This window comes from Mesorhizobium sp. f-mel (assembly GCF_053850215.1).
Map to the genome: position 1 here is coordinate 1 of NZ_JBSPTO010000025.1, position 12924 is coordinate 12924.

The following is a 12924-nucleotide window of genomic DNA, read 5'->3' on the forward strand; positions in this document are numbered from 1 at the left end:
GGTCATGCGGGGCAATGACGATGACAGGCATGTTCTCGTCGATCAGCGCGATCGGCCCGTGCTTCAGCTCACCGGCGGCGTAGCCCTCGGCATGGATATAGGAGATTTCCTTGAGCTTCAGCGCGCCTTCCATGGCCAGCGGGAAATTGGTGTCGCGGCCGAGATAGAGCACATTCTTATAGTGAGCGAGGTCGCGTGCGACTTTTTCGATCTGCCCGTCGAGCTTCAAGACCTGGTTGGCATAGCGCGGCGCTTCCGACAGTTGACGTACAAGCGTCGTTTCCTGCTCCCGCGAGATCGTTCCGCGCGCCACGCCGGCCCGCACGGCAAGCGAGGCCAGCACCGACAATTGACAGGTGAAGGCCTTGGTCGAGGCGACACCGATCTCCGGCCCGGCCAGCGTCGGCAGGATGACGTCGGACTCGCGCGCCATCGTCGATTCGCGGACATTGACGACCGCGCCGATCTTCATGCCCGCCTTGCGGCAATAGCGCAGCGAGGCCAACGTGTCGGCGGTCTCGCCCGATTGCGAGATGAAGAAGGCGGCGTCTGTCTTCGACAGCGGCATCTCGCGGTAGCGGAATTCCGAAGCGACATCGATGTCGACCGGCAGCCGCGCATAGCGCTCGAACCAGTATTTGCTGATCAGGCCGGCGAGATAGGCAGTGCCGCAGGCCGAGATCGCCAGCCGGTCGATTTTGGCGAAATCGAACGGCAGGTCGAGCGGCTTCGATACGCCGCCGACAAAATCCACATAATGCGCCAGCGTGTGCGAGATCACTTCGGGCTGTTCATGGATTTCCTTCTCCATGAAATGGCGCCGGTTGCCCTTGTCGACCATGAAGCTGGTGCTGAGCGACTGCTGGCGCTTGCGGTCGACCTTGTTGCCGTCCATGTCGAAGATGGCGACATCGTTGCGGCGCACCACCGCCCAGTCGCCGTCCTCCAGATAGGTTATCGAATTGGTGAAGGGGGCAAGCGCGATGGCGTCGGAGCCTAGGAACATCTCCCCATCGCCATGGCCGACCGCCAGCGGCGGGCCGTTGCGCGCCCCGACGATGAGGTCCTCGTCGCCCTTGAACATGATGGCCAGCGCAAAGGCGCCTTCCAGCCGCTTCAGCGCCTGGTGCGCGGCCTCGACCGGCTTCAGGCCCTTGGCCAATTCGCGCCCCACCAGATGTGCGACGACCTCGGTGTCGGTCTGTGATGAAAATGTATAGCCATCGCGCGTCAGCTCGTCGCGCAATTCGGCAAAATTCTCGATAATGCCGTTGTGGACGATGGCGACGCCGTCGGAAAAATGCGGATGCGCGTTGGTCTCGTTGGGCACGCCATGCGTTGCCCAGCGCGTATGACCGATGCCGATCATACCATTGAGCGGTTCGTCCTTCAGCCGGCGCTCGAGATTGACCAGCTTGCCTTCGGCGCGACGGCGACTGAGCTGGCCGTCCTCGACAGTGGCAACGCCGGCCGAATCGTAGCCGCGATACTCCAACCGTTTCAACGCGTCGACAATGAGCGGCGCGACCGGCGAATGACCAACAATTCCTACGATACCGCACATTGCCGTTTTCCCCGTTTCCCCGCAGAAAGCCGGCCTATTTAGGGATGGCCGGTCTGCCGCGAAAATCACATTGCATTTCGTCGCGTATCAGCCGCAACGGTCTTGCACAGATGCACCATGACAGGGCGCTCTTGCAATCCGGTTACCGCGATCGCTCGGTTTGTCCGCGAATGCATGTTATCCCGTCCCAGTGGTTCTGAAATCCGTCAAAGACATGATGCGGTCATGAACGAACAAATCGACACGGTGACGCTTTGGCGTCCAGTTGGGCCTGAAGAGCTGAAACTGATCGAGAAGTCGGGCATGCGGGCGTTTCCGCCGCGCCTTCCCGAGCAACCCATTTTCTACCCCGTTCTGTCCGAAGATTATGCCGTGCAGATCGCGCGTGACTGGAACGTACCAGCCAGCGGTTCGGGCTTCGTTACCCGGTTTGACGTTTTGAAGAGCTTTCTCGACCAGTATCGGGTCGAACATGCCGGTAGCAGGGCACATCTGGAATACTGGATCCCCGCCGAAGATCTTCCTGAATTCAACAGGGCAATTGTAGGCAGAATCGAGGTGACGGCTACTTTCGGCGCAGATGCGAACCTTGCCGGCTAACGCCGAATGATCACCCACCGGCCTTCTTCGCCGCCGCGGCCGAAGCAAAACGCTCGCGCAATTCCTTGCCCTTGCCGGCAAGCGTCCTCTGGCGGGCGCGGCCAAAGGCCAGCGCATCGTCGGGGACACTTTCGGTGATCACGCTGCCCGAAGCGATGTAGCCGCCCTTGCCGATTGTAACAGGCGCCACCAGCGAGGAGTTCGAGCCGATAAAGGCGCCCTCGCCGATGTCGGTGAAGAATTTCGAGTAGCCGTCGTAGTTGCAGGTGATGGTGCCGGCGCCGATGTTGGCGCCGGCGCCGACGCGGGCATCGCCGATATAGGTCAGGTGATTGACCTTGGCCCCCTCCTCGATCGTCGCCTGCTTGACCTCGCAGAAATTGCCAACCTTGGCCTTTTGCTTGAGATCGGCGCCCGGCCGCAGCCGCGCGTACGGGCCGATATCGCAATTCGAAGCGATCGTCGCGCCTTCAATATGGCTGAAGGCATGGATCTTGGCACCCGTCGCGATCTTCACGCCCGGTCCGAACCAGACATTGGGTTCGACGATCGTGTCGGCACCGATTTGGGTGTCGTATGAGAAGAACACGGTTTCTGGCGCAATCAATGTGACGCCGGAGAGCATGGCCTCGCGCCGCCGGCGCGTCTGCCAAATGCCTTCCGCCTCGGCGAGTTCGGCGCGGTTGTTGATGCCGAGCACATTCTCGAAGCCGGCTTCCGTTGCAACGACATCGAGGCCCTGCCCGCCGGCGATCTCGACAATGTCGGTGAGGTAATATTCGCCCTTGGCGTTCTTGTTGCCGACTTGATCGAGCAGTTGCAGCGCATGCATGCCCGCAACCGCCATCAGCCCGCCATTGCAGAAGGTGATTTTCTTCTCCTCATCGGTGCAGTCTTTTTCCTCGCGGATGGCGATGAGCTTGCCGCCCTTTTCTATCAGCCGGCCATAGCCGGAAGGATTTGACGTGCGGAAGCCGACCACAACAACGGCAGCGCCTTCGGCCAGCTTCAGGCGCGCAGCGGTCAGCACCTCCGGGTCGATCAGCGGCGTGTCGCCGAACATCACCAGGATGTCGTCGTAACCCTTTGTTATCGCGTCGCGAGCAGCCAGAACGGCATGCGCCGTACCGAGCCGCTTGTCCTGGACGAAAGTCTCCGCCTTCGGCGCCAACTTTTGCGTGGCCTTGCGCATCTCGTCCGCGCCATGGCCGATCACCAGCGCCAGATCACCGCTGCCTGCGGCTTCCGCAGCCCTCACGACATGGGCGACCATCGGCAGGCCGGCGATCGGGTGCAGTACTTTTGGCACAGCGCTTTTCATGCGCGTGCCTTCGCCGGCGGCGAGAATGACGGACAGGCAGGTTCTCTGGCTCATGGAAAGGCAACCATATAAAAGGGTTGGGAATCAAAGCATGTCTAGCATTGGCGCAATGCTGTACCAATGCGGTTAAATTCCGGTGAGATGGCTGGAGCAACTGACTCTTAATCAGCGGGTGTAAAAGGTCAAACCAACGCGCCAGCATGGGCCCGTATCTGGTCAAGCCTATCCCAGCTGCCCCAGCATCGGGAAATTCTCCAGAAGCCAATAGGACGCGGCTTGCACCCCGCCGGTCAGGAAAAAGACGCCGGCGACGACCAGCAGCGCGCCCATCGCCTTTTCGACCCGGCCGAGATGGACGCGGAATTTCGAGAGAAAGCGCATGAAGGCGCCGGAAAACAGCGCCGCGATCAGGAACGGTATGCCGAGCCCGAGCGAATAGGCGGCGAGCAGAGCCGCGCCCTCGCCCACCGTCTCGCGGCCGCCGGCAAGCGTCAGGATCGGTCCCAGCACCGGTCCGATGCACGGCGTCCAGCCGAAGGCGAAGGCCAGTCCCATGACGTAGGCAGCAACGATACTGGCCGGCTTGCCCTGCGACTGGAAGCGCGCCTCACGCGACAGCAGCGGGATGCGCAATATGCCGAGGAAGTTCAACCCCATCAGGATGATGAGCACGCCGGCCGCCATGGCCAGCGGCTCCTGCCAGACGCGCAGCAGCCGTCCGATAGTCGAAGCGCCGGCGCCCAACGCCACGAACACGGTCGAGAATCCGAGAACGAAGGCAATCGAAGCATAAAGCAGCGCGGCGCGTGCGTCGGCTTTCGCCGTGACGCCGGCATTGCCGCGGAAATCATCGACCGACACGCCGGCCATGTAGCAGAGATAGGGGGGCACCAGCGGCAGCACGCAAGGCGACAGGAACGAGATCGCCCCCGCCCCGACCGCGCTGACGTAGCCGATATCCAATGCCATTCCCGAACTCCAACTGTATCGGCGCCGATATAGCGGCGCACGGGCTTGTCCGCCAATCACCATTGCGTGGCAAGTTGCCGCCCTGCGCGTCACATACCTGCACCGTCCTGACGGGCATGAGCCCACTTGCTGCCCCAGTGTAGCATCATGATGCCGGACGTCTCTTCAGCCAGGGCTGGCGCATGATCGATGTTTCTCTTATATCCGCGGAGGATTTTGTCCCGTTCTCCCGGATTCATTGCCGGATTGTCCAACGATAGGGCGGCCGTGCCCCTATCCGGGATTGCGGATATCACATGACGCACCCTTGGGTTGCGCACTGAATGCAGGACTGCATTTTGGGCGCTTCCTCTTGACCGGATGCAAAAGCGCGGCCATGTGAGCGACAATTGTACGAGATTTCGTCGCGCGCAGCGGAATTCTTCTGCCGCACCACAGCTGATATGAGACCTCATGGACGTCGTCGTCGTCGAATCGCCGGCCAAAGCGAAGACAATCAACAAGTACCTCGGAAAGAACTATAAGGTCCTGGCCTCGTTCGGCCACGTCCGCGATCTGCCGGCCAAGGATGGCTCGGTGCGTCCGGACGAGGATTTTGCCATGTCCTGGGCTGTCGACACCGCCTCGAGCAAACGTCTTGCCGACATCGCCAAGGCGGTCAAGGACGCCGACGGCCTGATCCTCGCCACCGATCCGGATCGCGAGGGCGAAGCCATTTCCTGGCACGTTCTGGAAGTGCTGAAGCAGAAGCGCGCGCTGAAGGACAAGCCGGTCAGCCGCGTCGTCTTCAACGCCATCACCAAATCGTCGGTGCTGGAAGCCATGGCCAATCCGCGTCAGATCGATGCGCCGCTGGTCGACGCCTACCTCGCTCGCCGCGCGCTCGACTATCTCGTCGGCTTCACCCTGTCGCCCGTGCTGTGGCGCAAGCTGCCCGGCGCCCGTTCCGCCGGCCGCGTGCAGTCGGTGGCATTGCGGCTCGTCTGCGACCGCGAATTGGAGATCGAGCGCTTCATTCGCGAGGAATACTGGCAGATATCAGCTCTCCTCGGCACGCCGCGCAAGGAAAATTTCGAGGCGCGGCTGACCGCCTTCGACCGCAAGAAGCTGCAAAAGCTCGACATTTCGAACAAGGCGCAGGCCGACGATATCAAGGCGATGCTCGAAGGCGCGACCTTCAAGGCGCTGTCGGTCGAAGCCAAGCCGACCAAGCGCAATCCAGCCCCGCCCTTCACCACCTCGACGCTGCAGCAGGCCGCCTCCTCGCGCCTCGGCTTTTCAGCAAACCGCACCATGCAGGTGGCGCAGCGGCTCTATGAAGGCATGGACATCGGCGGCGAGACCACCGGCCTGATCACCTATATGCGAACCGACGGCGTGCAGATGGCACCCGAGGCGATCACTGCCGCCCGCGATGCGATCGCCAAGGAATTCGGCCCAAAATACCTGCCCGAAAAGCCGCGCCACTACACGACCAAGGCCAAGAATGCCCAGGAGGCGCACGAAGCGATCCGCCCAACCGATTTCATGCGCACGCCGGCTTCGGTCAGGCAATATCTCGATGCCGACCAGGCACGGCTTTACGAGATCGTGTGGAAACGCGCTATCGCCAGCCAGATGCAGCCGGCCGAGATCGAGCGCACCACTGCCGAGATCGAGGCGGTCAACGGCGCTCGCACCGCGGAGCTTCGCGCAATCGGTTCGGTCGTTCGCTTCGACGGCTTCATTGCCGCCTATACCGACCAGAAGGATGAGGATTCGGACGACGAGGAAGACCGCCGTCTGCCCGAGATCCGTGCCGGCGAACAGCTCGCCCGCGAGGCGATCAACGCCACCCAGCACACCACCGAGCCACCGCCGCGCTATTCGGAAGCCTCGCTGATCAAGAAGCTGGAAGAGCTCGGCATCGGTCGGCCGTCGACCTACACGGCGATCCTGAAGACGCTCGAGGACCGCGATTACGTCAGCATGGACAAGCGCAAGCTGTTGCCGCAGGCGAAGGGCCGGCTGTTGTCGGCCTTCCTCGAAAGCTTCTTCGAGCGCTATGTCGAATATGATTTCACCGCCTCGCTCGAGGAAAAACTCGACGAAATCTCCGACGGCAAGCTCGCCTGGAAGGATGTGCTGCGCGATTTCTGGAAGGATTTTTCGGGCGCCGTCGCCGACATCAAGGAATTGCGCGTCACCGACGTGCTCGATGCATTGAACGAAGAACTGGCGCCGCTGGTGTTTCCCGCGCGGGAAGACGGTTCGAACCCCCGCATCTGCCCGAAATGCGGCACCGGCAACCTGTCGCTGAAGCTCGGCAAATTCGGCGCCTTTGTCGGCTGTTCGAACTATCCCGAATGCTCCTTCACCCGCCAGCTCGGCGACGCCGCCAACCCCAATGGCGAAACCGGCAATGGCGAGGACGGCACCAAGGTGCTTGGCAAGGACCCCTACACGGCGGAGGAAATCACCCTGCGCAGCGGTCGTTTCGGCCCCTATATCCAGCGCGGCGACGGAAAGGAAGCCAAGCGCTCCAGCCTGCCCAAGGGCTGGACAGTCGATTCGATCGACCACGAAAAGGCCCTCGCCTTACTGTCGCTGCCGCGCGACGTCGGCAAGCATCCGGAATCCGGCAAGATGATCTCGGCCGGGCTGGGGCGCTACGGCCCGTTCGTGCTGCATGACGGCACCTACGCCAATCTCGACAATATCGAGGACGTGTTCTCGATCGGTCTCAACCGCGCCGTGTCTGTGATTGCCGAGAAGCAGTTGAAGGGCCCGGGCGGCCGCAATGGCGGCACGCCCGCCGCCTTGAAGGAGCTCGGCGAGCATCCGGCTGGCGGCGGTAAGATCGTTGTGCGTGACGGCAAATACGGGCCTTATGTTAATTTCGGCAAGGTCAACGCGACGCTGCCGAAGGGCAAGGACCCGCAGTCGGTGACGATCGAGGACGCGTTGGCGCTGATTGCCGAGAAGGAAGCCAAAGGCGGCAATGGCGGCAGAAAGCCCTTCCGCAAAGCGGCCGCACCTGCCAAAAAGCCTGCGGCGGCCAAAAAACCGGCGGCCCAAAAACCAGCGGCCCAAAAACCAGCGGCCAAGAAAGTGGCCAACAAAAAGGGATAGGGCATCGTGGCGCGCAGGGTATCCGGAAGAAGTCATGGCGATCTGCGCACCGCCGACACGAGAGCCAAGGTTAGGGATAACTACCGGCCGTCCCGCGACGAGATCCTGCGCTACATCGCCGAAAATCCGGATCGCTCAGGAAAACGCGATATCGCCAAGGCGTTTGCGCTGCGCGGCGAGGACCGTATCTGGCTGAAAGACATTTTGCGCGACCTGCAGGATGAGGGCCTGCTGACCAAGCAACGCAAGCGGCTGGCCCGCGTCGGCGCCCTCGCCCATGTCGCCGTGCTCGACATCTTTGGCCGAGACGCCGACGGCGTGCTGCTGGCGCACCCAACCGAAGCCGTGGGCAACGGCGAGCCTCCTGTCATAGCGATCCGCGTGTCGCGCGGCGGCGGCCCGACACCGGGCATCGGCGACCGCGTGCTGGCCAAGACCTTTCCAACCGATGACGCGACGGGCCCCGCCTACACCGGGCGGGTGATGAAGATCTTCGAGAAGCGCACCGATGCCGTTCTCGGCGTTTTTCGCGTTCTGCAGGACGGCACCTTCCGCATCGAGCCTGTCGAAAGACGCCAGCCGGAGCTGGTCGTCGACAAGGAATTCCAGAACGGCGCCAAGAACGGCGATCTGGTCGAGGTCGAGCCGGCGCGGGCCTCCCGCTATGGACTGCCCAGAGCCAAGGTGCTGACGGTGCTCGGTTCGCTGGCCAACGAAAAGGCGGTCTCGATGATCGCCATCCACGCGCATGACATTCCACATATTTTCCCGGCAGACGTCATTGCCGAGGCAGAGGCGGTCAAACCGGCGACGCTGGCCGGCCGCGAGGACTGGCGCAAGCTGCCGCTGGTCACCATCGATCCGGCCGACGCCAAGGACCATGACGATGCGGTGTTCGCCATATCGGATCCGGACGAAAAGAACCTCGGCGGCGTGGTGGTTACCGTAGCGATTGCCGATGTCGCCGCTTATGTGCGCTATGGCACCGCGCTCGATCGCGAGGCGCTGAAGCGCGGCAATTCGGTCTATTTCCCGGATCGCGTCGTGCCGATGCTGCCGGAGCGCATCTCCAACGACCTTTGTTCGCTGCGCGAAGGCCAGGACCGCCCGGCGCTGGCGGTCCGCATGACCTTCTCGGCCGATGGCCGCAAGCTCAGGCATTCATTTCACCGCATCATGATGAAATCGGCGGCGAAACTCGCCTATCCGCAAGCGCAAGCCGCGATCGACGGCGCGCCGGACGACAGGACCGGCCCGATCCTCGACACGGTGCTGAAGCCGCTGTGGGATGCCTACGCCGTCGTCAAGCGCGGCCGTGAGACGCGCCAGCCGCTCGAGCTTGAACTGCCTGAGCGGAAAATCCTGCTCAAGGAGGACGGCACCGTCGACCGGGTCGTCGTGCCGGAGCGGCTCGACGCACACAAGCTGATCGAAGAATTCATGATCCAGGCCAATGTCGCGGCGGCCGAGACGCTGGAGGCGAAACGGCAGGCGCTGGTCTACCGCATCCATGACGCGCCTTCGCTCGCCAAGCAGGAATCGCTGCGCGAATTCCTGCAGACGCTTGGCCTGTCGCTGGCACGCGGGGCGCAGATGCGGCCCAACCAGTTCAATGGGATTCTGGATCGCGTCCGCGGCGCCGACCATGAGGGACTGGTCAACGAGGTGGTGCTGCGCACCCAGATGCAGGCCGAATATTCGCCCAGCAACATCGGCCATTTCGGCCTCAACCTGAAACGCTATGCGCATTTCACCTCGCCGATCCGTAGATATGCCGACCTGATCGTGCATCGCGGGCTGATTGCCGCCCTCGGCTTTGGTGCGGGCGGACTGACGCAAGATGAGGCGGAGCGGCTGGAAGAGGTTTCAGCACTGATCTCGGCCACTGAGCGCCGCGCCATGGCCGCCGAGCGCGACACGGTCGACCGGCTGATCGCCGCCTATCTGGCCGAACGTGTCGACGATCGTTTCGATGCACGCATTTCGGGCGTCACCAAATCGGGACTATTTGTCCAATTGCCGCAGTATGGCGCAGATGGTTTCATCCCGGTGTCAAGCTTGGACGGCGATTACTATATATACGACGAAACTGCCCGATCGCTTTTCGGAGAGCGCACCGGCAAGGGCTATCAGCTTGCCGACCGCGTCGAGGTTCGCCTGATCGAGGTGGCGCCTATGGCCGGCGCGATGCGTTTCGAGATGCTGACCGACCCAAAGCCGCTGCCCGGCTCCAAACGGTCGTTTCACAAGGCCAAAGGCCGCGCCCGCGCGTCGCAATCGCGTCCAGGCTCGCGCGGCAGGAGACGATAATGCCAAGCGATTTGAACATGAACCAACAGGTTTTCGGCGGCGAACATCATTCGGGCCGCATCGCCCGCCCGCTGTGGACGGCGATGAAGCGTGGCGCGCTTAGCCGCTGCCCGCATTGCGGCGAGGGAAAGCTGTTTCGCGCTTTCGTCAAGACCGTCGATAAATGCGATCATTGCGGCGAGGAGCTCCATCACCACCGCGCCGACGACCTGCCGGCCTATCTGGTGGTTGTTATCGTCGGCCACATCGTGCTCGGCGCGTTCATGGGTGTCGAAGCGACCTCCACTTTGTCCACCTGGCGGCACATCGCCATCTGGGTGCCGCTGACCATCCTCATGGCGATCGTCTTGCTGCAGCCGGTCAAGGGCGCCGTCATCGGCCTGCAATGGGCGTTCTATATGCACGGCTTCGGTGGGGAAGAAGATCTGATCGAGTCGCATCCCGAGGCTTGAAACCGAGGCTGGCGCAAATCGGCATGGCTGGACGCCACTTTCGCATCGGAGAAGATTCCGCTAGGGCGTGCGCATGGACGTTATGACCAAGGCGGAAGTCGACAAGGTTCAGCGGATCGCGCTCGACGCCAAGCCTATACGCCCGCGCGACGCCGCGACGCTGATCCTGCTCGACCGCAAGGGCGACGAGTTCCTGGTGCTGATGGGCCGGCGCCACGCCCGTCACGCCTTCATGCCGGGGAAATTCGTCTTTCCCGGTGGTCGTACCGATCCGGCCGACAGCCGAATTCCCGTTGCCACAGCGTTGCACCAAGAGGAACAGGCGAGGCTGACCGCCGGCGTCGGCCGCACCAGCCCGGCCCGCGCCCGCGCCATCGCCCTGTCGGCGATTCGCGAGACCTATGAAGAAGCCGGCCTGCTGATCGGCCAAAAGGGCGCCTTCGCCACGACCAGGCGCGATTGGCAGGGTTTTGCCGAGCACGGCGTAAGACCCTCGCTGGAAGCGCTGCGCTTCATCGCGCGCGCCATCACGCCGCCAAACCGGGTGCGGCGCTTCGATACGCGCTTCTTCAGCGCCTGGCGCGAAGATGTCGCCGTGGAGTTGCCGGACGGCGGTCCGACCAACGAGCTGGAGGAACTGGTCTGGCTGCCGCTCGCCAAGGCCAGAGAAATTGATATTCCCGACATCACCAGGGCCATCCTCGAGGAGCTGGAAAAGCGGCTCGTCGATGATCCGCTGCTGCGTCCCGGTGGTTCCGTGCCGTTCTACCGGCTTGTCCGCAATCGCTTCGTTCGCGAAATTCTGTAGAGCATAGAGCATTCACATCCCATGACGGTCGATACCCAGCAAGAGGTCGAGGAACGCGTACATTGGCTGCCGATGATCGCGGCGATCTCGTCGATCAGTGTCGTCGGCATCGCCATCGGCCTCGGCATGCCACTGCTCAGCGTCATTCTCGAAACGCGCGGCCATTCGGCGTCGATGATCGGCTTCAACACCGCTGTCGCCGGCCTCGCCTCGATCGTCGGCGCCCCGCTCGCCACCCCGCTCGCGATGCGGTTCGGCGTCGCCTGGACGATGCTCGCCATGATCGCAACGGGAGTGCTGGCCTTTGTCGGCTTCCATTTCGCGCCGGACTTCTGGATGTGGTTTCCGCTGCGCGTCCTGCTGCACATCGCGCTGACGGTGCTGTTCATCCTGTCGGAATTCTGGATCAGCACATCGGCGCCGCCACACCGGCGCGGTCTCGTCCTCGGCATCTACGCCACCGTGCTGTCGCTCGGCTTTGCCGCCGGGCCGTGGCTGTTCGCCCAGCTCGGCAGCACCGGCTTCCTGCCCTTCGGCGTGATCATGGCGCTGGTGACGCTGGCCGCCATCCCAGTTCTGGCGGCACGCAACGAGAGCCCGACGATCGTCTCCAACGGCGAAACCAGCAACTTCCTGCGCTACATCTGGTTGGTGCCGACGGCGACCGCCGCGGTGCTGGTGTTCGGCGCGGTCGAGACCGGCGGCTTTGCGCTGTTCCCCGTTTATGGCAACCGCATCGGCTATTCCGAGGCCGATGCCGCCCTCCTGCTCACCATGATCGGCCTCGGCAACGTGCTGTTGCAAATCCCGCTCGGCATGATCAGCGACCGTGTCAGCGACCGCCGTTATCTGCTTCTGGTGTGTGCAACCATCGGGCTTGCCGGCACTATCTTCATGCCGCACTTCGCGCAGGACTGGCATCTGATGGCGGCGCTTCTGTTCGTCTGGGGCGGCGTGGTCGCGGCCATGTACACGATCGGCCTGGCCCATCTCGGCTCGCAGCTTTCCGGTCACGACCTGGCCTCGGCCAACGCTGCCTTCGTGCTCTGCTATGGTGTCGGCATGGTGCTCGGCCCGCAGGCGATCGGCATCGGCATGGACCTCTTCGGGCCCTCCGGCTTCGGCTGGGCGCTCGGCGTGTTCTTCGCCTTCTATATCGCGCTGGTCGGCGCCAGGCTCGCCCGAAAAATCCTGTAGAAAGACTTGATCGATGCCTCATGTGGCGCAAGGCTGCTGACATAACCGTGTCAGCAGCACCTGGGTAGATTGTCAGCAACACGCCACGAATTTGAGGATGCCGCCATGATCGACTCCGGGTTTGAAACGAAATCGGTGCGGATGGAATTGCTGCTGCTTGTGACCTTTCAAGCGCCGGCCTCCGATGTCGACCGCATCATGGAAGCTGTGGTCGCGATCGCTCCGCTGACCATGGGCAAATACAACAGCAATGCCTACCAGTCGGCGCACGGCATCGAGCGCTACCGGCCACTCGAAGGCGCGGCTGCAGGCGCCGAGACGGAATTGCGCAGACGGCATGGCACGGTGGAGGTGTCGTTCGAACTGCCCGACGACCAGGCGTTGGCCGCCCGCATTGTCGAAGCGATATTCCAGGCCCACAGCTATCAGGAGCCGGTGATCCGCATTCAGCCGATCCTCGCCAGCCGCTCCAAGGGCTTGGACGACCGCTCCAACCCGAACCGCTGGTGGAACACCACGGGAGACTTGAAGGAGGCCGCTCCGCCGGTTAGGGAAGATGCATAGTTAGGAACATTCTCGGCTGCCGGCTGGC

Annotated in this window: 10 protein-coding genes; 7 read left to right on the forward strand and 3 right to left on the reverse strand. The window is 62.8% G+C overall.

The window, feature by feature from the left end; translation table 11 throughout:
- On the reverse strand, positions 1-1564 hold a 1564-nt coding region (gene glmS, locus ACWUKX_RS24035; RefSeq protein ID WP_456009369.1), incomplete at its 3' end, for a glutamine--fructose-6-phosphate transaminase (isomerizing).
- Between the two features lie 225 nt (positions 1565-1789).
- On the opposite strand from glmS, the gene ACWUKX_RS24040 reads away from it, so the two are divergent.
- Complete coding sequence (locus ACWUKX_RS24040) at positions 1790-2164, forward strand: hypothetical protein (RefSeq protein WP_036267349.1); 375 nt, start codon at positions 1790-1792, stop codon at positions 2162-2164.
- Between the two features lie 10 nt (positions 2165-2174).
- Here the strand turns inward: ACWUKX_RS24040 and glmU are convergent, their stop codons facing one another.
- Positions 2175-3539, reverse strand: a complete 1365-nt coding sequence (gene glmU, locus ACWUKX_RS24045) for a bifunctional UDP-N-acetylglucosamine diphosphorylase/glucosamine-1-phosphate N-acetyltransferase GlmU (RefSeq protein ID WP_456009370.1) — start codon at positions 3537-3539, stop codon at positions 2175-2177.
- A gap of 168 nt (positions 3540-3707) precedes the next feature.
- Positions 3708-4454: a cytochrome c biogenesis CcdA family protein gene (locus ACWUKX_RS24050; protein ID WP_456009371.1), complete on the reverse strand. Its 747-nt coding sequence runs from the start codon at positions 4452-4454 to the stop codon at positions 3708-3710.
- Between the two features lie 453 nt (positions 4455-4907).
- Here ACWUKX_RS24050 and topA point away from each other — a divergent pair, with 453 nt between their 5' ends.
- From topA to ACWUKX_RS24080, 6 genes are all read left to right on the forward strand, one after another.
- Positions 4908-7565, forward strand: a complete 2658-nt coding sequence (gene topA, locus ACWUKX_RS24055; RefSeq protein ID WP_456009372.1) for a type I DNA topoisomerase — start codon at positions 4908-4910, stop codon at positions 7563-7565.
- Between the two features lie 6 nt (positions 7566-7571).
- Positions 7572-9875: a ribonuclease R gene (gene rnr, locus ACWUKX_RS24060; protein WP_456009373.1), complete on the forward strand. Its 2304-nt coding sequence runs from the start codon at positions 7572-7574 to the stop codon at positions 9873-9875.
- A complete protein-coding gene (locus tag ACWUKX_RS24065; protein ID WP_456009374.1) occupies positions 9875-10327 on the forward strand; it encodes a DUF983 domain-containing protein in 453 nt (150 codons plus the stop codon). The genes rnr and ACWUKX_RS24065 overlap by 1 nt, the downstream gene beginning before the upstream one ends.
- Positions 10328-10400: 73 nt before the next feature.
- On the forward strand, positions 10401-11135 hold the full coding sequence (locus tag ACWUKX_RS24070) for an NUDIX hydrolase (protein ID WP_456009375.1): 735 nt from the start codon (positions 10401-10403) through the stop codon (positions 11133-11135).
- A gap of 21 nt (positions 11136-11156) precedes the next feature.
- On the forward strand, positions 11157-12332 hold the full coding sequence (locus tag ACWUKX_RS24075) for an MFS transporter (protein ID WP_456009376.1): 1176 nt from the start codon (positions 11157-11159) through the stop codon (positions 12330-12332).
- Positions 12333-12437: 105 nt separating this feature from the next.
- Positions 12438-12896 (forward strand): hypothetical protein, encoded by a 459-nt coding sequence (locus ACWUKX_RS24080; RefSeq protein WP_456009377.1) that lies wholly within the window; start codon positions 12438-12440, stop codon positions 12894-12896.
- Positions 12897-12924 lie beyond the last annotated feature (28 nt).